Consider the following 26,455-nt stretch of genomic DNA (forward strand, 5'->3'; position numbering starts at 1 on the left):
TCGGCGAAGGCTCATGGATGAGCCTCGCGGCCGCCAAACCCGTTGCGCGGCAGGCGTGTACACCAGTGTGTCAGAGACCGCTGCACTGGACGTGACCAGGCCATCCGACGACCCCCGCGCGAGCTTCTGGTGAGTCTCCGCGACACCCCCGCCGCCGACAACCGCCCCAAACCCGTGACCCGACACCTCCGTGACGTGTCGAGACAAGAGGAGTGCCCGTGACCGTCGACCATTACCGCTCCGGAGCGCAGGGTGCCGCGCACTCGAATCGCCCCGCTGCGACGCTGATCGATCGTCTCGCCGACGGCGAGCCGTATGCCATCAGCTTCGGCGGGCAGGGCTCGCCGTGGCTGCCCACCCTGGCCGAGCTCGTCGTCGATGCCGATCTGGAACACCGCATCGCCAAGATCGTGGCTGCCGCCGAGCGCATCATCGATCCGGTGGCCGATCAGGTCACCATCGCGCTGGCCGACGGTTTCCACCCGCTGACCTGGGTCCGCGCACTCGACGCCGAAGAGTCGGTCCCGAGCGATACCGAGCTGGCCGATTTCACCCTGTCCGGCCCCGGTGTGTTGCTCACCCAACTCGCTGCCATCGAAGCGCTCAAGAAGCAGGGCCTCGACACCGCGGCCATCGCGCCGCGCGCCGTCATCGGTCACTCCCAGGGCGCGATCGCGACCGACGCGATCGGTGCCGACGGTCATGTCGCCGAGACCGGGCAGGGGCTGCTACTGGCGATTGCTCAGCTGATCGGTGCCGCCGGCACCTTGATCGCTCGTCGCCGCGGGCTGGCGACCTCCACCGACGGCAGTCCGATGCTGGCGGTCAGCGGAGTCGCCCCGGAACGTGTCTCGGAGATCCTCGTCGAGTACCGCGCCGCGCTGAGCGAGGCCGAACGGGCCGCCGCGCCGGTTCTGGCGATCAACAACGGGCGCCGGTCGGTCGCCCTGTCGGGCGCCCCGCGTCATCTCGCCGCGTTTGCCGCGTTCTGTGAGCGCATCGCCGAGGCCGAAGCCGACGAGCGCAAGCGCAAGGTCACCGGCGGCGCGCCGTTCGCGCCGAAGTTCGATCACCTGGGCGTCAGCGTCGCGTTCCACCATCCGACGATGCAGCCCGCGGTCGATTTGGTCGCACAGTGGGCCGAGGCGTGCGGAATCGACGTCGACACCGCAGTGCGGCATGCGCGTGCCGTGCTGGTGGACCCGGTGGACTGGGTTGCCACCGTCGACGGCGTCGTGTCGGAGGGGGCCAAGTGGGTCCTGGACTTCGGTCCCGGTGATCTGGCCACCCGGCTGACGTCGACTCTGGTACGCGGACAGGGCGTGGGCTTGGTACCCGCGGCGCTGCGTCAGGGTCAACGCAACCTCTTCAGCCCCGGCGGCATCCCCGAGGTCGCCCGCCCGTGGCAGCAGTTCGCCCCGCAACTGATCACGCTGCCGAACGGTCGCACCGCGGTCGACACCGCGTTCACGCGGCTCACCGGACGTTCGCCGATGCTGCTGGCCGGCATGACCCCGACCACCGTCGACCCGGCGATCGTCGCCGCGGCCGCCAACGCCGGCCACTGGGCCGAACTCGCCGGTGGCGGTCAGGTCACCGAGCAGATCTTCGCCGACAACGTGGCACGTCTCACCGATCTGCTCGACGAAGGTCGGCAGGCGCAGTTCAACGCCTTGTTCCTCGACCCCTACCTGTGGAAGCTGCAGCTGGGCGGCAAGCGCCTGGTGCAGAAGGCCCGCGCGCAGGGCGCCCCGATCGACGGAGTCGTGGTCTCGGCCGGCATCCCCGAACTCGAGGACGCGGTCGCCCTCGTCGACGAGTTCGTCGAGGCCGGCCTGCACTACGTGGCGTTCAAGCCGGGCACCGTCGAGCAGATCCGGGCCGTCGTGCGGATCGCCGCCGAGGTGCCCCATCACCCGGTGATCGTGCAGATCGAGGGGGGCCGCGCAGGTGGCCACCACTCGTGGGAGGACCTCGACGACCTGCTCCTGGCCACCTACGGTGAGCTGCGCGCGCGCGACAACGTCATCATCTGCGTCGGCGGAGGCATCGGCACGCCCGAGCGCGCCAGCGAATACCTGACCGGCGCTTGGTCGTCGGCCTACGGATATCCGGCGATGCCGCTCGACGGCATCCTGGTCGGCACCGCGGCGATGGCCGCCAAAGAGGCCACCACCGCCCCCGAGGTCAAACAGCTGCTGGTGGACACTGTCGGCTGCGAAGAATGGATCGGTGCCGGACACGCCACCGCCGGAATGGCATCGGGGCGCAGCCAACTCGGTGCCGACATCCACGAGATCGACAACACGGCCTCCCAGTGCGGCCGACTGCTCGACGAGGTCGCCGGTGACGCCGAGGCCGTCGCCGAACGCCGCGACGAGATCATCGCTGCGATGGCCGGTACCGCCAAGCCCTACTTCGGCGACATCGCCGAGATGACCTACCGCGAGTGGCTGGACCGCTACGCAACCCTCGCGGTCGGCGACGGTCGTGCCGACCAGTACCCGTGGGCCGACATCACCTGGCAGCAGCGGTTTGTCGACATGCTGCAGCGCACCGAGGCGCGGATGAACCCGGCCGACTCGGGCGACATCCCGACGATGTTCGGCGCGCTGGGCTCCACCGACGACCCGCACGCCGCCATCGACGCGATCGGCAGCGTGTACCCGCAGATCGAGCGTGACGTGCTGCATCCGGCTGATGTGGCCTTCTTCCTGGAGCTCTGCCGCACCCCGGGCAAGCCGGTGAACTTCGTGCCCGTCATCGACAAGGACGTGCGCCGCTGGTGGCGTAGCGACTCCCTGTGGCAGGCTCACGATGCCCGCTACCCGGCCGACGCGGTCTGCGTGATCCCGGGTCCGGTTGCGGTGTCCGGTATCACCCGCGTCGATGAGCCCGTGGGTGATCTGCTCGACCGCTTCGAGGCACAGGTGGTAACCGACCTGCAGGGGACCGGTGTCGAGGCGCTCGCCACCGACACCCGCAAGGACGCCGGGATGGTCCGCGGCGACGGCGCGATCGTCGCGGTGCTCGAGGCCGACGACGTCGACTGGGTCGGTCGGATGGTTCCCAACCCCATCGCGCTTCTCGGTGACGTGGATCGCTGGCAGCTGGTCGATCCCGACCGCGCAGAACACGAGCCGACCGGATCGGTCCTCGAGCGGGTTGCCGGCGACGCCGAGCGACTCGACGGGACGCGATTCGATCTGATCACCCCCATTTCCGGTGCGTCGGTGCGTATTCCGTTGCACGTCGACGAGACGATCCGCGACGGTGGAAACCCACGCGTCGGCGTCGACGAGGCCGCCACCGCGATGTCGGAGATCCTCACCGTCGCCGCCGGCGGTTCGCTGGCCGAGGTGTCCGACGGCGTGTCGGTGACCACGGTCGGCTGGAATCCAGATGACGTCGCCGATCACGCCGCCGTCACCGGCTACACGATGCCCGCGCATCTGCGTCCGACGACGCCGACCGAACCCTTCGGCTTCGCCGTCCCGGACACGCTGGTCGGTTCCTCGTGGCCCAGTGTCTTCAGTGTCATCGGCGCGGCACGCACCGCGTCGGGTGCGCCGGTGGTGGAAGGACTGCTCGATCTGGTCCATCTCGACCACGCCGTCACGCTGGTCGGTGATATCCCCACCACTGCGACAGAACTCACCGTGACCGCACGTGCCGGCGCGGTACACGACACCGAGGTGGGCCGGGTCGTCGAGGTGAGCGTCGACATCGCCGGGCCGTCCGGTGAGATCGCGCACCTGCATGAGCGCTTCGCCATTCGCGGGCGACTCGGAGCCGAGCAGCTCAGCGACCCCGCCCGGGCCGGTGGCGCCGCCGGCGCCGAACAGTCGGCCACCCGCAAACTCGTGCGGCAGGCGACCATCACGGCCCCGAGCAGGATGACCGGTTTCGCCGCGGTCTCCGGTGACCGCAACCCGATCCACACCGATGCCAACGCGGCCCGACTGGCCGGGCTCGGTGACCCGATCGTGCACGGCATGTGGCTGTCGGCCGCAGCCCAGCAGGTCGTCACCGCCACCGACGGCAAGAACCCGATCCCGTCGCCGCGTCCGTTGATCGGATGGACCGCGCGTTATCTGGGCATGGTGCGCACCGGCGACTCGATCACGGTCCGGGTCGACCGGGTCGGACTCGATGCCGGACGAGAGGTCGTGGAGGTGTCCGCCAAGGTCGGCGACGACCTGGTGATGAGCGCGACCGGCCTGCTCGCCGCGCCGCGCACCGTCTACGCATTCCCCGGCCAGGGCATCCAGAGTAAGGGGATGGGTCTCGATGCGCGATCGCGCTCGAAGGCCGCCCGCGAGATCTGGGACCGTGCCGACAAGCACACCCGCGCCGCGCTCGGTTTCTCCATCCTCGCGGTGGTGCGCGACAACCCGACCACGTTGGTGGCCAACGGGACCACCTACAACCACCCCGACGGCGTGCTGTACCTGACGCAGTTCACCCAGGTCGCGATGGCGACCCTGGGCGTCGCGCAGATCGCCGAGCTCAAGGAGTCGGGTGGCTTCGTCGAGGGTGCCATCACCTGCGGCCACTCCGTGGGCGAGTACAACGCGCTGGCAGCGTGCGCGGGCGTCCTTCCGCTGGAGGCCGTCCTGGAGGTCGTGTTCCAGCGTGGCGAGGCCATGCACCATCTCGTGCCGCGAGACGAACTGGGCCGCAGCGATTATCGGATGGCCGCCATCCGCCCGAGCCAGTTCGGCCTGGCCGACTCCGAGGTGACGGCATTCGTCGCCGAGGTCGGCGACTCGGTCGGTGAGTTCCTGGAGGTCGTGAACCTCAACCTGCTCGGCTCGCAGTACGCGATCGCCGGCACGGTCCGCGGGCTCGAGCACCTGGAGAACGAGATCGAGCGTCGCCGACTGGAATTCGGTGGCAAGAAGTCGTTCATTCTGGTGCCCGGCATCGACGTGCCGTTCCACTCCAGTGTGCTTCGCGCCGGTGTGCCGGAGTTCCGGTCCAAGCTCGAGGATCTGCTGCCCGAGCACTTCGACCCCGCGATCCTCGTCGGCCACTACATCCCGAACCTCGTGCCGCGGCTGTTCAACCTCGAGCGTCCGTTCGTCGAGGAGATCGCGGCACTGGTGCCCTCGGACCCGTTGAATGCGGTTCTCGCCGATTGGGATTCGTGGGCGGAGAGGCCGAGCGATCTGGCTCGCGTCATCCTCATCGAACTCCTTGCCTGGCAGTTCGCCAGCCCGGTGCGCTGGATCGAAACCCAGGAGCTGCTCTTCGCCGGCACCGAACGTGACGGTCTGGGTATCCAGCGGTTCGTCGAGATCGGCCTGAAGGGAGCGCCGACACTGGCGGGTCTCGCCGGCAACACCCTCAAACTCGACGACTACGCATCGGCGACCACCGAGGTCGTCAACGTCGAGCGCGACTCGGACGTCATCCTGGCCAAGGACTCCGGTCCTGAGCCCGAGGTCGAGGTCGAGGAGTCGGCCGCCCCGGCAACGGAGGCCACTGAGGCGGCTGCGGCGGCCCCGGCACCCGCGCCCGCAGCGGCTCCGGCTCCGGCGGCCGCCGCCGGACCGCGGCCCGACGACATCGCCTTCGGCCCGGCCGACGCGGTCCGCTCGGTGATCGCGCTGTGGACCAAGATGCGCACCGATCAGATCGGTTCGGCCGACACCATCGAGGCACTGTGCGATGGCGTCTCGTCACGTCGTAACCAGCTGCTGCTCGACATCGGCGGCGAACTCGGCCTCGGTGCCATCGACGGTGCCGCCGAAGCGGACATGAACGCACTCTCCTCGACGGTCAACACCCTGGCCCGCGGCTACCGCCCGCTGGGGCCGGTGCTCACCGATGCCGTCGGTGACCAGATCCGCAAGGTCCTCGGACCGGTCGGAAAGCGCCAGTCATACATCACCGATCGCGTGACCAACGTGTGGCAGCTCGGCGAGGGTTGGGGTCTGCACACCGCTGTGGCCGTGGCGCTCGGTACCCGCGAGGGCGCCAGCGTGCGTGGCGAAGATCTGGGCAACCTGCTCGACGGGCCGCTGGCCAACGCCGATGCGCTCGACGCCCTGATCGACCGCGCCGTCACTTCGGTCGGTGCGCAGCGGGGCATCTCGGTGGCCAAGCCCGCCGCCGAGGGCGGTGGCGGCGCCACCGTGGACGCCGCGGCTCTCGGCGAGTTCACCGAGCAGATCACCGGACGTTCGGGAGCGTTGGCGTCGGCCGCGTACACCGTTCTGGCCAAGCTCGGGTTGGCCGACGATGCCTCGACCGCCGAGATCGTCGATGACCCGAACGCCGCTGTGGCCGAACGCGTCAGCGCCGAACTCGGTTCCGACTGGGCGCGCACCGTCGCGCCGGCCTTCGACACCGCCAAGGTCGTCCTCGTCGACGACCGGTGGGCGACCAGCCGTGAGGACCTGGTTCGTATCTGGCTGACCGCCGAGAGTGAACTCGACACCGATCACGACTCGGTTGTCGCGCGCTTCACCGGGGCTGGTGACACCGTCGCGCAGCATGCCACCTGGTGGCAGGGCAAGGCGTTGTCGGGTGGAAATGCCGTGCACGCACGGATTTTCGCCGACATCGCGAATGCTGCGGAGGCTCCGGGTGCCGGGCAGTACGCCGGCGAGATCGCTGTGGTCACCGGTGCGGGTAAGGGTTCGATCGCCTCCGGCGTGATCGGTGGACTGTTGGCCGGCGGTGCGACCGTGGTCGCGACCACCTCGCGCCTCGACTCGGCGAAGCTCGCGTTCTACAAGAAGCTCTACCGGGAGAACGCACGTTACGACGCCGCCCTGTGGGTGGCGCCGGCGAACATGGCCTCCTACACCGACGTCGACGACCTCGTCGAGTGGATCGGTGCGGAGCAGACCGAGAACCTCGGTGGCACCACATCGGTCATCAAGCCGGCGATGAAGCCCACCCTGCTGTTCCCGTTCGCCGCGCCGCGGGTCGCCGGTGACCTCACCGACGCGGGCGCTCGGGCCGAGCTGGAGATGAAGGTGCTGCTGTGGTCGGTGGAACGGCTCATCGCCGGTCTGGCCGATATCCACGCCGACCACGACATCGCTGCCCGCATGCACGTGGTGCTGCCCGGTTCGCCCAACCGCGGCATGTTCGGCGGCGACGGCGCCTACGGCGAGAGCAAGGCCGCACTGGATGCCCTGGTCACCCGATGGGGCGCCGAGGATTCCTGGAACCAGAAGACGACCCTCGCGCATGCGCTGATCGGTTGGGTCCGCGGAACCGGACTCATGGGTCACAACGACGGCATGGTCGATGCGGTGGAGGCTGCCGGTGTCCGCACCTGGAGCACCGACGAGATGGCCGCCAACCTGCTCGGCTTGTGCACGCCGGAGCAGCGGGAGAGCGCGCGTAGCGCAGCCATCGTCGCCGACTTCACCGGTGGACTCGACCCGTCTATCGACCTCAAGGCCCTCGCATCGGCAGCCGCTGAGACGGCAGCCGAAGAGGAGCCGGCCGACGAGCGCGAGGTGGCGACGGTCGCGGCGTTGCCCGCACCGGCCCGTGCACCGAAGTCGATGACCCCGCAGTGGCCGTCGATCGACGCCCGACCCGAAGACCTCGTGGTCATCGTCGGCGCCGGCGAGCTGGGCCCGTACGGTTCGGCACGCACCCGGTTCGAGATGGAGGTCGACGAGAAGCTGTCGGCCGCGGGTGTTGTGGAGCTGGCGTGGAACACCGGCCTGATCCACTGGGACACCGCGCCCAAGCCGGGCTGGTACGACACCGAGTCCGGTGACCCGGTGCCGGAGAGCGAGATCTTCGAGCGCTACCACGACGAGGTCGTCTCACGCTGCGGCATCCGCCGCTACGCCGACGAGGGTGCGATGGTGGACAACACCTCGCCGCTGCTCACCTCGGTGTTCCTCGACGAGGACCTCACCTTCACGGTGAGCTCGGAGGCGGAGGCCCGGGCACTCGCCGCGGCGAACCCGGAGAAGACCCGGGTCGCCGAGAACGCCGAGACCGGTGACTGGCAGGTGACCCGTCTGGCCGGCACCGAGATCCGGGTACCGCGTCAGTTCTCACTGTCGCGTACCGTCGGCGGTCAGATTCCGACCGGTTTCGACCCGACCCGGTGGGGTGTCACCCCGGACATGGCCGAGTCGATCGACCGGGTGGCGCTGTGGAACCTGGTCGCGACCGTGGACGCGTTCCTCTCATCGGGATTCACCCCGTCCGAGCTGATGCGGTGGGTCCACCCGGGTCTGGTGGCCAATACCCAGGGCACCGGCATGGGCGGCATGACCTCGATGCGCGAGCTCTACATCAATACGCTGCTCGGCGAGTCGAAGGCCAATGACATCCTGCAGGAGGCGTTGCCGAACATCGTTGCCGCACATGTGGTCCAGTCCTATGTGGGCAGCTACGGCGCGATGATCCATCCGGTCGCCGCCTGCGCGACGGCCGCGGTGTCGGTCGAGGAGGGCGTGGACAAGATCCGCGTCGGCAAGGCGCTGTTCGCGGTGGCCGGTGGTTTCGACGACCTCGGCATCGAGGGCATCGTCGGATTCGGTGACATGTCGGCGACAGCCGAGTCGGCCAAGATGTCGGCGCGCGGGATCGATGAGCGTCGGTTCTCCCGGGCCAACGATCGTCGTCGCGGCGGGTTCGTCGAATCCGCCGGTGGCGGAACGATCCTGCTCGCCCGTGGCGACGTCGCCGCGCAGATGGGTCTGCCGGTCCTCGGCGTCGTCGGGTGGGCACAGAGCTTCGGCGACGGTGTGCACACGTCGATCCCGGCACCCGGCCTGGGTGCGCTGGGTGCCGCCCGCGGGAACCAGTCCTCGCCGCTGGCCAACGCACTCAACGCGCTCGGTGTCAGCCCTGACGACATCGCGGTCATCTCCAAGCACGACACGTCGACGCGGGCCAACGACCCCAACGAGTCCGAACTGCACGAGCGCATCGCGTCGGCCATCGGTCGAGGCGACGGCGCACCGCTGTTCGTCGTCTCGCAGAAGTCGTTGACCGGTCACGCCAAGGGTGGTGCCGCCGCCTTCCAGCTGATCGGTCTGTGCCAGCTGCTGCGTGACGGCGTCATCCCGCCCAACCGCAGCCTCGATTGTGTCGACGAGCAGATGCGCGAATACCCGCATCTGGTCTGGGCGCGTGAGACCCTGCACCTGGGGGAGCGGTTCCCGTTGAAGGCGGGTCTGCTCACCAGCCTCGGCTTCGGTCATGTGTCGGGCCTGATCGCGGTGGTCCACCCGGAGGCGTTCATCGCGACGCTCGAGGCAGAGCAGGCCGCTCAGTACCGACAGGTGTCCGCCGAGCGGGCGCGCAAGGGCAATCACCGTCTACTCGAAGCAATGTGCGGTGTCGAGCCGGCCTACAAGCGGCCGCCGAACCGCCGCTTCGACGAGGCTCTCGACGAGCACGACGCCGAAGCCGGCCTGCTCCTGAACCCGTCGGTCCGCCTGGGCGCCGACGGCAGTTACGCCGGCGAGGCGGTGTGACCGCGGGCGCGGATGCGGCGATGAGCGTGCTGGGTGTGGGGATCGACATCGTGTCGATCCCGGAGTTCGGCGAGCAGTTGCGCCAACCCGGTACGACGTTCGCGGACCGGTTCACGGTTCGCGAACGTCGCGACGCCGCCGCCGGAACCGGAGACGAGGCCCGTCATCTCGCTGCGCGCTGGGCCGCGAAAGAGGCCGTGGTGAAGGCCTGGTCGGTGAGTCGGTTCTCCCGACAGCCGTTGCTGCCGTTGATCCGTCACAGCGACATCGAGGTCGTCACCGACAACTGGGGCCGCCCGGCCATCCGGCTCGGCGGTGAGATCGGCGACCTGCTCGCCGACACCCGGGTGCACATTTCGTTGACCCACGACGGTGACACCGCCGCTGCCGTCGCCATCCTCGAGGGCATCTGACGAGTTCGCGCGGCCGCTGATCAACCGCGCGTGAAATTTCACGCGCGAATGGTCGGCGGCCGCGCGAAGTCAGGCGGCCATCAGGTTCAGACGTGCGAGCCAAGCGCGGGCTTGCGCCGCTACGACTCCCTTTTCGAGATCCTTCCAGGTCCACCGGATCACCATGATGCCGAGCTTACGAAGGGCGTCCTCTCGGGTCTTCTCCCTCTTCATCGCCTGAAATGGTGTCTCACCAGGCTTGAGATGCTTGCGATATTTGACGTCCCCGTCGAACTCGGCCACGAGGAGCCCTGCCCAGTCGAAGTCAGTCCGGGCCACGTGTTCTCCGTCTTCGTCGTAGAACTCGTTCTGCAGGCGCGGGATCGGTAAACCGGCCTCGATGAGCTGAGCCCTGGACCACGATTCGCCGGGGTTCTCGGACGCGCCGTCCGCGTGGTGCAGCGCGCGTCGCGCCTGCCCTACGCCATGCCGGCGACGCCGGAGCATCGCGCGCATCACCTCACTATCGGCGCCTGCTCGCAGCGCTGAGTCGAACACGCTCAGCGCACCAGCGAACCCGTGCGGCGTCGTACACGCGACATCTACCGCGGTGCGTTCCAGCGACGTCACCCGGACGCCGTCCACAACGACGACCTCGGACTCGGTCAACGTTCCGGTGTGTTCGTGCCGGGTCGAGCTGCGATGCGCGCCATGACTTCTGCCGGTCGTGGTGTGGACGCGCCGGAAGTTGGGTTTGAGCATCGCCAGCTGGTGCAGTGTCGCTGCGCTCTGATGACTGAGCGTGATCGGCTTGGTCGCCTGCTTACTCGCAGCGATCGCCGACAGCCGATGCAACTGCTCGGGTGTACGTTCGGCAGGTGTCACCGAGGTACCCGAACCGACGGATACCAGGTCGCCGCGTCGACGCGCTCGGGTCAGTTCGTTGTCGGTGTATCCGGCGGCGAGGGCTGTGGAACGAAAGATGAGGCCGTGCTCATCGGTGGGATAGGTGGTCATACCCATTGGACGCACGACCGACCGCCGCGGTGCCATCGAATTCTTGTCGCGCGCCTGCTGATCAACCGCGCGCGCAATTTCACGCGCGAGAAGTTGCCGGGCGCGCGAACTGGGTGGACCCGCGCGAACCAGCCGACCTCACTCCTCCGCTGTGGTCTCCTCGAGAAGCAGGTAGCCGGCCAGCATGCGCTTGAGTTCGGCGACCGTCTCGTCGTGGTCGTGACCATCCTGGACGGAGAAACTGAGCACCGAGTACGCCGTGTGTACGAGCACCTGCGACATCATCTCGCGCCGGTTGCGCTGGGTCGGGGTGAGCGGGGCGAGGATGCGGGCGACCTGATCGGCGAGTGCGCGTTCGTTCTCCGACGCCGTTGCGCGGGTGGCCGGCGTGGACTGGACCGCCAGCCACACCGCCCGCCGCGAGGGATCGTCGCGCCAGAGTGCAGCGAGATGGTCCAGGAACCTCTCGAGGAGGTGGGGCCACTCCAGTGACGGGATCTCGGTGGAGAAGGCGGCGAGTTCGTCTTGGACGCCGACGGTGTCCTGTCGATCGAGCTCACATACGATGACGTACTTGTTGGCGAAGTACTGATACAGCGTCCCGATCGGCACCTCGGCCCGCGATGCGATCTCCTCGCACGTCAGCGACTCGAAGCCCACCTCGATGAGCAGATCGCGTGCGGCGGACAGCATCGCAGAGAACTTCTTCTTGCTGCGCTCCTGTGTGGGGCGTTTACGCGGGAGCAGCGGCTCGGCAAGGGGTGCGGACATCGTCGTCGGTCTTGCGGGCGACCGTCACACCGACAGGTCGCGACGCAGCTTGGCGACGTGGCCGGTGGCTCGGACGTTGTACTGGGCGGCGGCGATCGTGCCGTTCTCGTCGACCAGGAAGGTCGATCGGATGACCCCGGTGACCGTCTTGCCGTACATCTTCTTCTCCCCGAATGCCCCCCATTCGGTGAGCACCTTCTTCTCCGGGTCCGACAGCAGCGGGAACGTCAGACCCTCGTCGGCGACGAACTTCGCCAGCTTGGCCGGTTTGTCCGGGGAGATCCCGACGACATCGATGCCGGAATCGTTGAGTTCGGCGAGGTTGTCGCGAAAATCACATGCCTGCTTGGTGCAGCCGGGAGTTGCAGCTGCTGGATAGAAGTAGACGATGACCTTCCGGCCGGCGTAGTCGGACAAAGACACCGCGTTGTCCTGGGCGTCGGGAAGGGTGAACGCGGGGGCGGGGTCTCCGACGGACAGCCGCGTGGTTGCTGACATGTAGGTCAGGCTAGTCGATCGTCGATGGAGATCACCTGTGGTCACCGGGGTGGGTTGTCGCGAACGCCCGGATCGGTGTCGGCCGACACGGAGGTTCGTCGCGCCGTCCACCGGGCGCGACGTCGCCCATGCCGTACCCTCGAAAAGTCGAGTGCGACGCGCGGCGACCTGGGTCGCAGACTCTCGGGCCCGCGTGACTCGAGCCCGTCGTGAACAGGTGAACGCAACCGCAGTGCCGTCGACCATTGGGAGGAACCACGTGTCCGGGGATACCGAACGTATCGAGCAGGAGATCGCGCAGGCGCGAGAAGATCTCGCCAAGACCCTGGACACGTTGGCCGAGCGCACGAGTCCGCAACGGCTGGCCGCCGACGCCAAGGAGAAGGCGGTGGCGACATTGAACTCGCCGGCGGTCAAGTATGCGTTGGCCGGTGTCGGTGCCGTCGTGGTGGTCCTGGTGGTTCGAAAGATCATGAAGTGACGCCGGCCCGCGGCGAGACGCCGCGGACCGTCCGCGCCCGCGGCGCCGCGGCGGCAATCGTCGTGGTGGCGGCCAGCCTGGCCGGATGCTCACTGGCGCCGAGCTACCCCGATACCGTCACCGATGCGCAGAGCCTCGATTCGCTGGCACAACCGACCATCTCGGTGACCGGGTGGGGCGACACCCCGATGAACGACAACGCCGTCGGCGTGATGCCCGGCGCGCCGATCACCGTGACCGCTCGTGACGGCAGTCTGTCGTCGGTGGTGATCGCCGGGCCCGATGGCCCGGTCGCGGGATCGACGTCCGCGGACGGGTCCCGGTGGACCTCGTCCGGGGCATTGGACTTCGGGACGGATTACACGTTGAACGCCGCGGCACGCGGTGTCGACGGCGTCGGCGCGCGCAAGATCGGCTTCACCACCGCGTCGGCCGAGTCGCTGGCATATGCGTCCACGGTGACCGCCGACGGTGAGACGGTCGGCATCGGACAACCCGTCGCGATCAACTTCGACACACCCGTAGCCGACAAACGCAACGCGCAGAACGCGATCACCGTGACCACCGACCCGCCGGTGCAGGGCGCGTTCTATTGGATCAACGACAGCATGGTGCGGTGGCGGCCCGAGCATTTCTGGGCGCCCGGCACCAAGGTCAAGGTCAGCGTCGACGCCAAGGGGATCGATCTCGGGGACGGTGTGTTCGGGGACAACAATCTGACGTCGAATTTCACGGTCGGTCGCAGCCTCGTCGCGGTCGCCGACGACGACACCGAGCAGATCACCGTGTCGGTGAACGGCAAGGTGGTCAAGACGATGCCCACTTCGATGGGCAAAGACGCCACCCCCACCAACACCGGCACCTACATCGTCGCCGAACGCGAGCCCAGCGTGATCATGGACTCGTCGACCTATGGAGTGCCGGTCAACTCGGCCGAGGGGTACCGGGAGACCGTCTATGACGCCACCCGGATTTCCTTCAGCGGCATCTACGTGCACTCGGCACCGTGGTCCCTCGGCGATCAGGGGGTCGACGATGTGAGCAACGGGTGTCTGAACGTGAGCCCGGCCAACGCGAAGTGGTTCCTCGATCACGCGCTGCGCGGAGACATCGTTCAGGTCAAGAACACCGTGGGCCCACCGCTCCCCGGCGACGACGGGCTCGGGGATTGGGACATCCCGTGGTCGGTGTGGAAGAAGGGTAACGCCTGATCCGCCTGTGGTTCCCGGCGTTGCGAGGAGGCGATTTCACTTCTGTCGCCCCGACATGTAAGGTTCCTTCTCGCACCGGCAAGCGCCATTAGCTCAATTGGCAGAGCAGCTGACTCTTAATCAGCGGGTTCGGGGTTCGAGTCCCTGATGGCGCACCAGACATTCAAGACGCCCCGCGTAGCGCGGGGCGTCTTTTCTGTCGAGAAGGCTCCGAGTCGGACACCCGATCGACTCGGACAATCCGGCCACGGATTGTCTCGTACACTTGAGATCGACCGTGCTCTCGAGGGGGAGATCCTTACGTCGTCGACGTCGCACGGTGAGTTCGTAGGTGTTCCCAGGAGGAGATTCATGCGGATCAGTCGTACCCGCACCGGCCGGCGGTCACCGCTGGCCCTGTTCGGCGTTCTCGCCGCCGTCATCGCCATGGTGTCCGCGTGTTCTCAGGACGCGACGTACTCGTCTGATGTCAGCAGCTCCAACCTGTTTGACGACATGCTGCGGCCGGGTATGACCGTCACCGAGTTGGCCAACCGGCCGTTGGCCGACCAAGCGGTCGGTATCCAGCCGGGTGCGCCGATCACGGTCGCGGCCAGCGAGGGTTCGATCACCGGAGTTCGTATCGACAAGTCGGACGGCTCGCCGGTCAAGGGCGTGTTGTCGGAGGACGCCACCACGTGGACCAGTGCCGAGCCCCTGGGATACAACCGCACCTACACGTTGCAGGCCGACGCCGTGGGCATCGGCGGCCGCACCACCAAGCGGGTGTCGTTCACCACTCAGGCCCCCAACAACCTGACGCTGCCGTATCTGACTCCGTCGCCGGGCGAGACCGTCGGCGTCGGCCAGCCGGTCGCGATCAAGTTCGACGAACCGATCCCGAACCGCAAGGCCGCCCAGGACGCCATCAGGATCACGACCAACCCGCCGGTGGAGGGCGCCTTCTACTGGATCAGCGACTCCGAAGTCCGGTGGCGCCCACAGAACTATTGGGAGAGCGGCACCAAGGTTGACGTTGCGGTCAACACCTACGGCATCGACCTCGGCGACGGGCTGTTCGGTCAACAGAATGTGAAGACCAACTTCACCATCGGTCGTTCGATGATCATCACCTCCGACGACAACACCAAGCAGGTGACGTTCGCACGCGACGGCAACGTCATCCGCTCGATGCCGACATCGATGGGCAAGCCGGGGCACGAGACCGACAACGGGGTCTACCTGGTGTCGGACAAGCATGAGCACATCATCATGGACTCGTCGACCTACGGCGTCCCGATCAACGCTGCCGAGGGATATCGCACGCCGGTCGACTATGCAACCCGGATGTCCTACAGCGGCATCTTCTTCCACTCGGCGCCGTGGTCGGTGTGGGCGCAGGGCAATACCAACACCAGCCATGGCTGTCTGAATCTGAGCCCCGACGACGCGTTGTGGGTTATGCAGAACACCCTGCGCGGCGACCCGGTCATCGTGAAGAACACCGGGGGCGGGACCCTGTCCGGGACCGACGGTCTCGGCGACTGGAACATCCCGTGGTCGGAGTGGTCGAAGGGCAACGCCGACGCCTGAGTCGGTCAACCGGAGCGGTCGGGCTCCGGCCGCGCGCCAACTATGCCATCGATCACTGTTACGATCGGCGATGACAATCTCGCCGATCGTGAAGGATGCCTGATGACCGACCGCTCTGCCTGGGAAACCGACGAACTCGCCGCTCTGCGCGATCTGTCCCGCAGCTTCTGCGAGAAGGAGATCAAGCCCAACATCGAGCGGTTCATCGACCAGCACCACGTGGACCGTGAGCTGTGGAACAAGGCGGGGGAGCTCGGCCTGCTGTGCATGTCGATCCCGGAGGAATACGGCGGCGGTGGCGGAACCTTCGCCCATGAAGCGGTGCTGATCGAGGAGCAGGCGCGGATCGCTGATTCGTCGTGGGGTGCGAGCCTGCACAACGGCATCGTCGCGCACTACCTGCTCGCCTACGGGTCCGAGGAGCAGAAGCAGACCTGGTTGCCGAAGATGGCCAGCGGCGAGGTGGTCGGCGCGATCGCGATGACCGAACCCGGTACCGGTTCGGATCTGCAGAATGTCAAGACCAAGGCGAGCCAGCAAGGTGACGAGTATGTCATCGACGGATCGAAGACCTTCATCACCAACGGTGGCCAGGCCGACCTGATCATCGTCGTCGCGAAGACCGACGTCGGCGAGGGTGCCAAGGGCATCTCGTTGATTCTGGTCGAAGCCGAACGCGAGGGGTTCCGACGCGGTCGCGTCCTCGACAAGGTCGGCCAGCGCGGGCAGGACACCTCCGAGCTGTTCTTCGACGGTGTCCGCGTACCGACCTCGAATCTGCTGGGCGCCGAGGAGGGGCAGGGCTTCATCCAGCTGATGCAGCAGCTTCCGCAGGAACGGTTGATCATCGCGGTGGCCTCGGTCGCCGGGATGGAAGCGGCCGTGGCGCAGACCCTGGAGTACACCAAGGACCGCACCGCATTCGGACGCCCGATCTTCGGCTTCCAGAACACGAAGTTCAAACTCGCCGAGGCGGCCACCGAGACGCGTATCGCGCGAGTGTTCGTCGATGATTGCATCGTCAAGCACCTCGACGGACGTCTCGACATCCCCACGGTGGCGATGGCCAAGTGGTGGACCAGTGATCGGGCCATGGTGGTCGCCGACGAATGCCTGCAGCTCTTCGGCGGCTACGGCTACATGAACGAATATCCCATCGCGCGCATGTGGGCCGACAACCGGGTACAGAAGATCTATGCGGGCACCAACGAGATCATGAAGGAGATCATCGCCCGGTCCCTGTGAGGTCATCGGTGCGCGTGCCACCCGATCAGACGTGACGGGTGTTACATTCTCTCCTGACCTGGGGTCGAGGAGGGACTGATGATGCGGTGCGCGCGCTCGGTGGGTGTGCTGGGCGTCTGCGTGGGTCTGGCCGCGGCGATGCTCGGCACGACGCCGGCCGTCGCCGACGGATCACCGACACCGCCGTGGTTACCCAGCTCGGGCTGCGCGGCAGATCTACCGCCGAAGCCGTCGCCGGCGCCATTCGATCCACGTGAGCTGATCCCGGACCGGATCGGCATCCCTCTGCCGTATCCGCGCATCGTGCCGGTGCCGGAGCCCGAATCGGCGGCGGAACCGCCTACCCGCATACCGTCTGAGTTGCCCCCGCAGGACCCGTGCACCGACCCGTGTCCGGACATCACCGACCCGCCCGGGCCGCACGACGTCGGGCCGGCGTTGTCCATCGAGTTCCCCAAGATCACCCTCGATCCCGCTCCCCAGGACATCCCGGTGCCGGTCCCCAACCCGGACCCGGCGCCGCTCCCGCCGCGGCCGCCGGTGGTGCATCCGGGCACGGCGTCGGCGCCGGTGAGTGCCAAGCCGAGCGCACCTCGGGTCGCCGAGGTCGACTTCGTGTCGACGCTCACCGGTAAGGGTTCGACCAGCCGCACCGACAAGCGGTGGCAGGTCAACGGCACCGACTTGGGCATCATGTGGGAGTCCGAGCCGGGTCGGATCGCGATCGCCTTCGGCGACACCTTCGGTCGGGGGTTCACTCCGCCGGGGGCCAACGGTGGTGACTGGCGCAGCAACGTGCTCGGCTTCAGTTCCGACCGCCGGCTCGATGACGGGATGTCGATCGACACCATGGTGCAGGACAGTCGCTGTCATGCGGCGCAGGTGCTGCGCGCCCGTCACGTCAACCGCTACGAGATCACCACCATCCCGACGTCGGGTTTCGCCCTCGGCGACCGGCAGTACATGAGCTACATGTCGGTTCGCACGTGGGGACCGATCCCCGGTGTGTGGCTGACCAATCACGGCGGGTTGGCCTATTCCGACGACGATGGCTCCACCTGGACCAAGGATCCGTACGCACGCTGGGACAATCTGTTGGGCACCAGCAGATTCCAGGTCTCGTCAATGGTTCCGCACGCCGGTTACGTCTACATGTTCGGCACGCCCACGTCGCGCATCGGCACGGTGGGCCTGGCCCGCGTGCGCGCCGACGACGTGCTCAACAAGACGGCCTACCAATACTGGCGCGACGGCCGATGGGTGCCGACCCGGGACGGGGACGTGGCGTCGCCGCTGTTCGCCGGCGCCGCCGGAGAGGTGTCGGCGCGCTACGACACCGCCTCGCAGCGGTGGCAACTGAGCTACCTCGACGCATTCCGCGGAGCCATTGTGCTGCGTACGGCGCGTTCACCGCAGGGACTGTGGTCGGAGCCCGCCGAACTGGTGCACTCGGCCCGCTATGCCCAGCTCTACGGTGGGTTCCTGCACCCGTGGTCGACTGGTCGCGACCTGTACTTCACCATGTCGACCTGGACGCAATACAACGTCTCGCTGATGCGCGCCACGTTGCGGTGACACGCCTCCGCGGGACCTGAGATGCTCCCGGGGGACCGGGATTACGGCGTATTGATCCAGGTCAGGATTGCCTGTCCGGCCTGCGGGTCCCCGTTGTTGATCCCGACGACAGCTCCTATGGCCGCGCCCACGCCGGCGCCCCAGATGCAGCCGACCAGCACCAGACATCCCACTATGAGTCCGACGATCGCGCCGACTGCGGTGGCCACGCCGCCGCCGCGATTCCACCCGTTGTTGATGTGCCAGATCATCTTCTGGTAGGCGCGATCCTTCTTGGCCGATGCCGGATGCATGCCTGCCGCGATCGCGGCGCGGATCTCCGGGGTGATCTGCGGCGCCAGGGTTGCGGTGGTCCGATCTGCGCTGACCGTTGTGCGCAGTGGGACGTCGACCCCGTTGAGTGGGATCGACAGAGCGATTCGGTCGATGGTGTTGCCGTGCCGGTCGAGCACTGTCAGCCCATTGGTGTCGTGCTGACCAAAGGTGGCGTTGGTCAGCACCGAGGTGATCGACGCGCCGTCGGTGGACGCGAATGTGTGATGGCTCGCTGCGAGCGATGTCGGCGCGCCGTGTGCGGTAGCGGTGGCCACGGTGAGCAAAGTTGTGACCACGCCGGCAAGCGTCAGGACGACGAGTCTCATGATCTTCATGCGGTGGCGTTCCTGTTCGTGAGTGTCGTGCGGTGCAAGGTGAATCCCGGTGCGTGCCGGTGAATCCTGTTGACCCTATCGCGTTGGGTGGTGGCGGCCGATCAGCCGACGACGAAGCCGGGGGAGACGCCGTGGATCGGGCGCGTGCTGCCGTCGGCGCCGCGAGCGTCACCGCGATAACGAATGCGGAAGCGGCCGACGGTCCGTGCCGGGATCGTCCACTCGATCCGGACGATCGATGCGTCATTCTGGCCGGCCGGCCGCCGCCAGCGCAGTGTGGTCTCCCAGTCGTTGTCGTCGGCGACGGTGGCCCAACCCGTTGCGGTTCTGCGCTGCACCTCCAGATAGGTGCCCTCGGTGTGGAAGTCGTTGTTGGGGTGCGCGCCGACGAACTCGACGGCGGCCACTTTACCCGTGCGGTAGCGGGGCTCCGGCGCAGCCAGGACGTCGCCGTAGGCGTGCCCGGCCATGGGCTGGTCGGGAGGTGGTGGTGGTAGCAGATCGGGTTGGAAACCGGACTTGTCCAGCGGAGCCGGCCCTCGGCCGGGCGGGGTGCCCGACGCCATGGCGGCGGCGAGAGAGTGGAATTCCTGCTGATAGGCCGACAACGTCCAGCGACCGTACTGTGTCTCACCACCTTCGTACTGCTGGGAGTCGTACTCCTCGGGCGTCGTCACGTATTGCGTGTAGGCATTCGAATAGCCCTGGATGAGGACGTTGTCCACGCTGACCCGGAGCGCATCGGCGACAACGGTGCGCAGCCGCAATCCGGCGACGATGGTCACCTCGGCCGGAATGGCGACCAACACGAGTTCGCCGATGCGCAGCAGCTGCAGTGGAACCACGTGCGGGATCCACGGGGCGGGCGGGAGCAGGCCGAGTGGAAAGGCGATCAGCTTGGGCGCCTGCATGTCGCGCATCCACGGGGACACTGGCGGATGCTTGTCGCCGCCGAAGGCCGCGACCACCGGGTTCGTGGCGCCCTCCTGAAGAAACCCGAGTTGGGAACGCCAGTTGTCCTCCGTGCTGGTGGCCGCGCCGGCCGCGCCCATCATGGCCGGCGTCGTCGCGGCCGGTTTACCCTCCGGGGTGTACATGCCGTCGATCCGGATCGCGGACATGTCGACGTAGCGCACGATCGAGTCGACACCGCCACGGGTCATCGGCCGGGCCGAGTCGAATGCGCTGCGGCCGGCGAGATACTGGCGCTCGCCGACGATCTCGCAGTTGCGTTTGTTGTCGTCGGTCGGCCCGCTCGGATGCATCTTGATCAGGTTGAGATTCGGCGTCATGTCGCCGCTGTTGGTCTGCGGAAATGCTGCGACGAATCCCGGCGATGTGCTCTCCCAGCGGTAGCTCGCGTAACCCTTGTTGTCTCCGGCGATGAGCCGGTTGCGGTCGGTCAGCGAGGTACCGTGCGTCGAGAACCAGGTGATGGCGCCGACGTCGGTGCCGCCCCGGCTCAGGCGTAGCACGGTGACAGCCGGGTCGATCGCGCCGGGAAACTGCCGGCGCTCGGCAGTGGGATTGAGGTCGAAGGCAACCCGAGAACGGTTGCGGCTCGCGTCGTGCAGTTCGCCGCGGCCCAGCGAAATCGTTCCGGGCGCGAGGTCGTCGTGGGCGCGGGCGATGGCGGTGACGATACCGTTGACCTCTGCGTCATAGGAGTTCTTCTTGAAGCCGTACGCGGCCAGCGAATACGCGAAATCCCACGCGGTGCCACCACACGACGCGTGCGTGTGGGTGGCGTTGAGGTTCACATTGCGCTCGGTGTAGAGATCGCCGAAACGCTTGTGCAGCAATGGCATCACACCCATGTGGTGCGACTGGAACAGGCAGGCGATGTCGCTGGTGACAAACACGACGCGTTCCCCGGTCGCCCGATCGACGATGATGTAGGCGCGCGCCCAGCATCGTTGCAGGAGGCCGGCGGCAACCTGATCGGCGTCGGAATAGCCCATCATGCCCTGGCCCGCGATTGCGCCGGTCATGTCGGCGATACCCCGGCCGATCAGATAGCCGTCGGCACCGTTGCCCCCTGCCGGCGCCTGACCGCTCGGCGTCGCACTCGCTGTCGATTGTCCGGCAACGAGTGCGACGCCGCCCCCGACGGTGGTCGCTGCTGCTCCCAAGAGCAGTGATCTCCTGGTCACTTCCATGTCGCCCCCTGTGTGGTTGTGATGTGGTGCGACGACGCTGTCGCGGTCGATGACGCCGCGGTCACCTCCGGACGACGTGTCCGAGCATCAAGGTGACGGTCGCCTCGGCGATCCGATCGCAGATCGATCTGTCCCGGGTGTTGAGGTAGGCCAGCGTGATCCCGTCGGTGGCCGCCACCACCAGGGGAGCGAGGTCGACGACGGGTCTGTCCCACTCGACGTGCGCCTGCGCCGCCGCCCGGGCCAGGCCCTCGGCGATGGCCGCGTAGTACCGGCGGTACATGTCGGCGCCGAGCCAGGCGAGATCGCTGGTCTGGCGCGCGTACTGGTTGAGCGAGATCATCGCCTGTTCGCGGTCGGGGTCGGCCACCACACCATCGATGTAGCCGAACAGACTCTCCCGCAACATGAGCCGGATGCCGTCGTATCCGTCGACGAGATCCTCGGCGGCCGCCGACAACGCCTCGGCGATCACCGAGATCTCGTTGTCGGTGCCACGTGCGACCAGTGCGGCGAGGAGATCGTCGCGCGACTCGAAGACGTAGTGGAAGGTCGACAGTGTCACCTGGGCCTCGCTGCTGATGGCTCGGGTGGTTGCGCCGTCGACGCCGCTACGTGCGATGACCCGAAACGCAGCGTCGAGCAACAGGTCTCGTCGTTTCTCTACGGGCATTCGAGCCATCATGTGTCCTTGCTGTACCGGATGGAGGATCGGTTAGTTCAGCGAGCCGAGTACTTCTTGTGCTGCGCGCTTGCCCGAACGGACAGCGCCATCCATGTAGCCGGTCCAGTAGTCGGCTGTCTCGGTACCCGCCCAGTGGACCGGACCGACCGGCGCGCGCAGCGCGGGACCGTAGGTGGTCAGGGTTCCCGGCGATGAGACCGCCACCGGGCCACCTTGGGCCCACGGGTCGAGGTCCCATTTGTAGATGCCGTGATCGATGAAATCGCGTGCTTCGGGGCCGAAGTAGTCGACGAAGTTGCCGATGCACTCGCGGACGATCTGGGATTCCGGTGCCCGGTCCAGCCGTCGCATGGCGTCCGCGGAGATGAACCCCATCAGGATGTGTCGATCCTCGGCGTAGCTTTCGAAGGTGACATCGATGGGTCGACCGTTGCCGTATACCTGGCCGGACAGGCCCTTGTCGCGCCAGAAAGGACGGCGGTACAGCGCCGCGAACTTGCTGACCGCGCCCATGTGATAGCCCCTGGTGATGCCGATCCGGGCGGCCGGGAGTCCGGGAGAGTACCTGATCTGATCGCTGATGGCCGGCGACATCGCGACTATCACCTTGCGTGCGCGGAAGGTTCCGGCGGTGCTGGTCACCGTCGCGATCTCGCTGGTGAAGTCGATGGACCGTACCGGGGCGTTGTAGACCATCCGGTCGCCGAGGGCCCGCGCCATCCGCAGTGGGATGAGTGCGGCGCCCCCTTCGAAGAGGCTCTCCTGGGCGCCGTCGTCGGTGCTCAACAAGCGGATGAGGGTGCCGGGGTTGTTCTCGTCGCCGGACGCGGCGATGTAGTTCAGGAAGTACAGAGCCGAGACCTCGTCCGGGCGGACCGACAGCGGCGCAGACATGGCCACCTGCATCAGCGCCCGGGCGGTCGATGTCGTCGCGATCTGGTGGCTGTACTGCTCCCAGGTCAACGAGTCGAGGTAGCGCGCATTGGGATGCTTCCACGGCTCGCCGACCGGGAAACCGGCCAACGCGTCGGCCTGGGCCCTGGCGAGACCAGCCCCCGCCTGCAGCGTCTCGGCTTGCAGCGGCAGCGGCAAAGCGGCCGGCATGCGTGAACTCTGACCGCTGTTCCAGAAGATGCTGTCGCCCTGGTTGTAGGTGGGGATGGTGCGCACGTCGTACTCGCGGGCAAGGGCGGCGATGTGATTTTGCGTCGGTCCGATGAACTCGGCCCCGGCATCCAGGGTGGCCCCGAGTTTCGGTGAGGAGATGTTGTGGACGCGGCCGCCGGCCCGCTCCCGAGCCTCGAGTACCACCACCGAGGCGCCCGCGGCGACGAGGGACTTGGCGGCGGCCAACCCGGAGAGCCCACCGCCGACGACGATGGCGTCGACGGTGTCGCCGGGTAGGGCGCGTGCACGGCCGATCCCGCCCAACGCGGACGCACCTACTGCGGCCCCCGCCGCGGCCAGTGTTGTACCGAGCAAACGCCGACGTGAGATGTCCTGGCTCATGGCGACCTTCCGTGCCGTGGACCCGCTGGTCCTGGGTGTGCGAGCAACGCTATCGACGCAATGTTTAGGTCATTTGACCTGAAGTAACGGCATGGTAACAGGTCGGTGTGGCGCTCGTCGCACCTTCTGGCTGGTACCCGATCGCCAGCGCATGCGCCCTGTTGGAGGCAGGGCAACGAAAGATCCACCCTCTCGGGTCCGCGGCGGGCGTCGTGGTGACGCGACAGCCGGGTCGGGAGGGTGGATCTCGGAGAGCGTCCGGATGAGGTCCGGGTGTGTCAGGCGTGGTCGGCAATAATCGATGCAGCCTGATCCGCGTCGACGTTCTTGGCGATCAGCTTGGCGTTTTTGGTCTTTCGGATGGAGTACAGTCCGTCCTTCTTGGCGTGTGCGACGTGCAGTCCGGCCTTCTTCGCTGCCTTGTTCAGGTCCTCGAGCATGGCGGCGATGGTACGGCATGAACGTGAACGTTTCGTGCCGGTGCAGCGGCGGGTTGCCCAGGGGTGCGTTGAGGGGTGGGGAGTCGTCGAAAAATGTTGCATCACAACAGTTCTGATGTCACGTCGAGGTGAGGGGCGGCACCTCACACGCGGTGCGCGGGGGTGTGCGGGCACCTTGATGGTCGTGTAACCGGATGCATACCTGGTAACGAACCGTTCATACCTTCATCGCGTACTTCTCGGGCAGCGTCGCCCAGTTCACTGTCGCCACTTCCCACCGACGAAAGTACCTTGAGATGACTTCAACCCTGGAATCTTCGCGCACCTCCGACGAGGTATTGCTCGATCAGCAAGGTCATTGGATCCGCCACTGGCAGCCCGACGATCCGACGTTCTGGAACAGGATCGGCAAGAAGGTCGCCTTCAAGAACCTCTGCTTCTCGATCTTCGCCGAGCACATCGGATTCTCGGTGTGGTTGCTGTGGAGCATCGTGGTGGTGCAGATGACCGCCAACTCCGATGGCACCGCGGCCGCATCCGGTCCAATCCTGACATCCCGTTCGCTCTGCTGCTGGTGATCGCGGCGACTGCAGGTTTCGGCGGCGGCAACTTTGCCTCCTCGATGGCCAACATCTCCTTCTTCTACCCGGAGAAGGAGAAGGGCTGGGCCCTCGGACTGAACGCAGCCGGCGGAAACATCGGTGTGGCGGTTGCGCAGAAGATCATCCCGACCATCGTGGTCATCGGCGGCGGGGTCACCCTGTCCTATGCCGGCTTGTTCTATGCGCCACTGGCCGTGGGCGCCGCAGTGCTCGCGTTCTTGTTTATGAACAACCTGTCGGAGGCGAAAGCAGATGTGAAGCCGGTGTGGGACTCGCTGCGCCACCAGGAGACGTGGGTGATGTCACTGCTCTACATCGGTACGTTCGGGTCGTTCATCGGCTACTCTGCGGCCTTCCCGAGCCTGCTGAAGGCGGTGTTCGACCGTGGCGACATCGCGCTCACCTGGGCGTTCCTGGGGGCCGGCATCGGATCGATCGCCCGGCCGCTGGGTGGCAAGCTCTCCGACGTGATCGGCGGCGCGCGAATCACCGCGTTCAGCTTCGTCGCACTGGCAGTGGGTGCGGCCATCGCTCTGTGGTCGGTCAAGGCCGAGAACCTGCCGGTGTTCTTCGCCGCTTTCATGCTGCTGTTCGTCGCGACCGGCATCGGCAACGGCTCCACCTACCGGATGATCTCCAAGATCTTCCGCGTCAAGGGTGAGGATGCCGGAGGGACGCCCGAGATCATGACGAACATGCGGCGCCAGGCGGCCGGTGCCCTGGGCATCATCTCGTCGGTCGGTGCGTTCGGCGGTTTCATCGTGCCGCTGGCCTACGCGTGGTCCAAGAGCGCATTCGGCAACATCGAACCCGCGCTGTGGTTTTACGTCTTCTTCTTCATCGCGCTGCTGGGGGTGACCTGGTACAACTACATCCGTCCGAGCACGCGGATGGCGCAGGCCGGAGTCTGAGCCGCGACAACTCCTGGTCCACTGACGACGATGGCCCCCGGTCCGCTCGATGCGGACCCGGGGGCCATCATGTCGGGGTGGATGACGGGACTCGAACCCGCGACAGCCAGGATCACAACCTGGTGCTCTACCAACTGAACTACATCCACCATCGGCGTCCGTCACCCAGGATTTCTCACCGGGCCCCAGAGCCAGGGACTTACTCTAGCGGGTCGAGGTGGCCGAACTCCAATCGGTCCCGCATCGCGCGTGTTCACGCAGGTCCGAGGTCTTTCACGATCGTCGCGAGCTCGTCGGCCTCCGGTCCGGGAGCCGCCACGAACGCGGCGGCACGGTAGTACTTCAGTTCGCGGATCGACTCACGGATGTCGGCGAGTGCGCGATGGGCCAGGCCCTTCTCCGGCTGGCCGAAGTAGATCTTGGGATACCAGCGACGGCACAGCTCCTTGATCGAGCTCACGTCGACCATCCGGTAGTGGAGGTAAGCGTCGAGTTCGGGCATGTCGCGGGCGATGAATCCCCGGTCGGTGGCGATGGAGTTACCGGCCAGCGGGACCGCGCCCGCGGTGGACACCTGGGTGCGGATGTAATCGAGTACCTGCTTCTCGGCCTCGGAGAGGGTGGTGGTCGACGCCCGCACCTCCTCGGTGAGGCCGGAGGCCGCATGCATCTTGGTGACCACATCCGGCATCGCCGCGAGGTCCTCGTCGGATGCGTGGATCACGATGTCCACGCCGTCGCCGAGCACATTGAGTTCGCTGTCGGTAACCAGCGCGGCGATTTCGATCAATTTGTCGGACTCGACCCGCAGACCTGTCATCTCGCAGTCGATCCACACCAGTTTGTCCTGCACGCGGTCAACCTTAGCCGCCGTCGCGCGTACGGTATCGCGTCACCGGTGCCGACGATTCCGGCCCGATGTTCCGGCGGAGGGGTCCACGGGACTGCTGATCGAGTGGCCCGGCGTGCCAGCGCAGGGTTGACCGGCTGCTGATCGAGTGGGCCGATGTGCCGGCGCAGGGTTGACCGGCTGCTGATCGAGTGGGCCGATGTGTCGGCGGAGGGTTGACCGGCTGCTGATCGAGTGGGCCGATGTGCCGGCGCTGGGTTGACCGCTGCTGATCGAGTGGCCCGGGGCGCTAGCCGAGGGCGTATCGAGATCCCTGCACCACTCAGTACGGTGGTGGGTTCTGTGTGTTCCAGCGTTCCATGGCGCGGGTGTCGGCGCGCTCTACCGATTTCGCGCGTTGGCCGCGGAGGGTGTCGA

16 protein-coding genes, 2 tRNA genes and 1 pseudogene are annotated in these 26,455 nt (G+C 66.9%); 9 read left to right on the plus strand and 10 right to left on the minus strand.

What is annotated here, in order from left to right; genetic code table 11:
• Window positions 1–218: 218 nt before the first annotated feature.
• Together ACIGKQ_RS19675 and ACIGKQ_RS19680 are read left to right on the plus strand one after the other, a co-directional pair.
• On the plus strand, window positions 219–9,470 hold the full coding sequence (locus ACIGKQ_RS19675) for a fatty acid synthase subunit beta domain-containing protein (RefSeq protein WP_396574712.1): 9,252 nt from the start codon (window positions 219–221) through the stop codon (window positions 9,468–9,470).
• A 20-nt stretch (window positions 9,471–9,490) separates the two neighbouring features.
• Window positions 9,491–9,883: a holo-ACP synthase gene (locus ACIGKQ_RS19680; protein WP_235725204.1), complete on the plus strand. Its 393-nt coding sequence runs from the start codon at window positions 9,491–9,493 to the stop codon at window positions 9,881–9,883.
• Window positions 9,884–9,952: 69 nt separating this feature from the next.
• On the opposite strand, the gene ACIGKQ_RS19685 is transcribed toward ACIGKQ_RS19680, so the two are convergent.
• From ACIGKQ_RS19685 to bcp, 3 genes are all read right to left on the minus strand, one after another.
• Window positions 9,953–10,879 carry a hypothetical protein gene (locus ACIGKQ_RS19685; protein WP_396574713.1) on the minus strand — a complete coding sequence of 309 codons (927 nt, stop codon included), beginning with the start codon at window positions 10,877–10,879 and terminating at the stop codon, window positions 9,953–9,955.
• Window positions 10,880–11,017: 138 nt separating this feature from the next.
• Window positions 11,018–11,650, minus strand: coding sequence for a TetR family transcriptional regulator (locus ACIGKQ_RS19690; protein WP_235725143.1), 633 nt, complete (start codon window positions 11,648–11,650; stop codon window positions 11,018–11,020).
• Window positions 11,651–11,674: 24 nt separating this feature from the next.
• Entirely contained in the window at window positions 11,675–12,148 is a 474-nt protein-coding gene (gene bcp, locus ACIGKQ_RS19695) for a thioredoxin-dependent thiol peroxidase (RefSeq protein WP_235725142.1), read from the minus strand.
• A 259-nt stretch (window positions 12,149–12,407) separates the two neighbouring features.
• Between bcp and ACIGKQ_RS19700 the strand changes: the two genes are divergently transcribed.
• The 6 genes from ACIGKQ_RS19700 to ACIGKQ_RS19725 all read left to right on the plus strand — a co-directional run bounded on the left by ACIGKQ_RS19700 (window position 12,408) and on the right by ACIGKQ_RS19725 (window position 18,232).
• A complete protein-coding gene (locus ACIGKQ_RS19700; protein WP_235725141.1) occupies window positions 12,408–12,629 on the plus strand; it encodes a DUF3618 domain-containing protein in 222 nt (73 codons plus the stop codon).
• Window positions 12,626–13,840 (plus strand): Ig-like domain-containing protein, encoded by a 1,215-nt coding sequence (locus ACIGKQ_RS19705; protein ID WP_396574714.1) that lies wholly within the window; start codon window positions 12,626–12,628, stop codon window positions 13,838–13,840. Before ACIGKQ_RS19700 ends, ACIGKQ_RS19705 begins: the two co-directional genes overlap by 4 nt.
• Window positions 13,841–13,922: 82 nt before the next feature.
• Window positions 13,923–13,998 (plus strand) — tRNA-Lys (locus ACIGKQ_RS19710).
• Window positions 13,999–14,191: 193 nt separating this feature from the next.
• The gene (locus ACIGKQ_RS19715; protein WP_235725140.1) at window positions 14,192–15,412 is read left to right on the plus strand and encodes an Ig-like domain-containing protein; all 1,221 of its coding nucleotides are present in this window, start codon (window positions 14,192–14,194) and stop codon (window positions 15,410–15,412) included.
• Between the two features lie 102 nt (window positions 15,413–15,514).
• On the plus strand, window positions 15,515–16,657 hold the full coding sequence (locus tag ACIGKQ_RS19720; protein WP_287015393.1) for an acyl-CoA dehydrogenase family protein: 1,143 nt from the start codon (window positions 15,515–15,517) through the stop codon (window positions 16,655–16,657).
• A gap of 78 nt (window positions 16,658–16,735) precedes the next feature.
• Window positions 16,736–18,232 (plus strand): DUF4185 domain-containing protein, encoded by a 1,497-nt coding sequence (locus tag ACIGKQ_RS19725; protein WP_372475234.1) that lies wholly within the window; start codon window positions 16,736–16,738, stop codon window positions 18,230–18,232.
• A 41-nt stretch (window positions 18,233–18,273) separates the two neighbouring features.
• Here ACIGKQ_RS19725 and ACIGKQ_RS19730 read toward each other — a convergent pair whose 3' ends face one another.
• From ACIGKQ_RS19730 to ACIGKQ_RS19750, 5 genes are all read right to left on the minus strand, one after another.
• Entirely contained in the window at window positions 18,274–18,882 is a 609-nt protein-coding gene (locus tag ACIGKQ_RS19730; protein WP_235725138.1) for a hypothetical protein, read from the minus strand.
• A 101-nt stretch (window positions 18,883–18,983) separates the two neighbouring features.
• Window positions 18,984–21,041, minus strand: a complete 2,058-nt coding sequence (locus tag ACIGKQ_RS19735) for a neutral/alkaline ceramidase (RefSeq protein WP_235725137.1) — start codon at window positions 21,039–21,041, stop codon at window positions 18,984–18,986.
• A 61-nt stretch (window positions 21,042–21,102) separates the two neighbouring features.
• Entirely contained in the window at window positions 21,103–21,723 is a 621-nt protein-coding gene (locus tag ACIGKQ_RS19740; protein ID WP_372475232.1) for a TetR/AcrR family transcriptional regulator, read from the minus strand.
• 33 nt (window positions 21,724–21,756) lie between these two features.
• Entirely contained in the window at window positions 21,757–23,235 is a 1,479-nt protein-coding gene (locus ACIGKQ_RS19745; protein WP_235725135.1) for an FAD-dependent oxidoreductase, read from the minus strand.
• A gap of 278 nt (window positions 23,236–23,513) precedes the next feature.
• A complete protein-coding gene (locus ACIGKQ_RS19750) occupies window positions 23,514–23,675 on the minus strand; it encodes a hypothetical protein (RefSeq protein WP_235725134.1) in 162 nt (53 codons plus the stop codon).
• Between the two features lie 296 nt (window positions 23,676–23,971).
• On the opposite strand from ACIGKQ_RS19750, the pseudogene ACIGKQ_RS19755 reads away from it, so the two are divergent.
• A pseudogene (locus ACIGKQ_RS19755) lies at window positions 23,972–25,188 on the plus strand (MFS transporter).
• A gap of 76 nt (window positions 25,189–25,264) precedes the next feature.
• Here the strand turns inward: ACIGKQ_RS19755 and ACIGKQ_RS19760 are convergent.
• Together ACIGKQ_RS19760 and orn are read right to left on the minus strand one after the other, a co-directional pair.
• Window positions 25,265–25,337, minus strand: a tRNA-His gene (locus ACIGKQ_RS19760).
• A gap of 104 nt (window positions 25,338–25,441) precedes the next feature.
• Window positions 25,442–26,041 (minus strand): oligoribonuclease, encoded by a 600-nt coding sequence (gene orn / locus ACIGKQ_RS19765; RefSeq protein WP_396574715.1) that lies wholly within the window; start codon window positions 26,039–26,041, stop codon window positions 25,442–25,444.
• Window positions 26,042–26,455: the final 414 nt, after the last annotated feature.

The organism is Gordonia sp. NPDC062954 (assembly GCF_044543825.1).
Lineage (GTDB): Bacteria > Actinomycetota > Actinomycetes > Mycobacteriales > Mycobacteriaceae > Gordonia > Gordonia tangerina.

Coding starts and splice junctions, on each gene's coding strand:
- ACIGKQ_RS19680 (WP_235725204.1), top strand. CDS start 9,491: ATGAGCGTGCTGGGTGTGGGGATCGACATCGTGTCGATCCCGGAGTTC.
- ACIGKQ_RS19685 (WP_396574713.1), bottom strand. CDS start 10,879: ATGACCACCTATCCCACCGATGAGCACGGCCTCATCTTTCGTTCCACA.
- ACIGKQ_RS19690 (WP_235725143.1), bottom strand. CDS start 11,650: ATGTCCGCACCCCTTGCCGAGCCGCTGCTCCCGCGTAAACGCCCCACA.
- bcp (WP_235725142.1), bottom strand. CDS start 12,148: ATGTCAGCAACCACGCGGCTGTCCGTCGGAGACCCCGCCCCCGCGTTC.
- ACIGKQ_RS19715 (WP_235725140.1), top strand. CDS start 14,192: ATGCGGATCAGTCGTACCCGCACCGGCCGGCGGTCACCGCTGGCCCTG.
- ACIGKQ_RS19720 (WP_287015393.1), top strand. CDS start 15,515: ATGACCGACCGCTCTGCCTGGGAAACCGACGAACTCGCCGCTCTGCGC.
- ACIGKQ_RS19725 (WP_372475234.1), top strand. CDS start 16,736: ATGATGCGGTGCGCGCGCTCGGTGGGTGTGCTGGGCGTCTGCGTGGGT.
- ACIGKQ_RS19730 (WP_235725138.1), bottom strand. CDS start 18,882: ATGAAGATCATGAGACTCGTCGTCCTGACGCTTGCCGGCGTGGTCACA.
- ACIGKQ_RS19735 (WP_235725137.1), bottom strand. CDS start 21,041: ATGGAAGTGACCAGGAGATCACTGCTCTTGGGAGCAGCAGCGACCACC.
- ACIGKQ_RS19740 (WP_372475232.1), bottom strand. CDS start 21,723: ATGGCTCGAATGCCCGTAGAGAAACGACGAGACCTGTTGCTCGACGCT.
- ACIGKQ_RS19745 (WP_235725135.1), bottom strand. CDS start 23,235: ATGAGCCAGGACATCTCACGTCGGCGTTTGCTCGGTACAACACTGGCC.
- ACIGKQ_RS19750 (WP_235725134.1), bottom strand. CDS start 23,675: ATGCTCGAGGACCTGAACAAGGCAGCGAAGAAGGCCGGACTGCACGTC.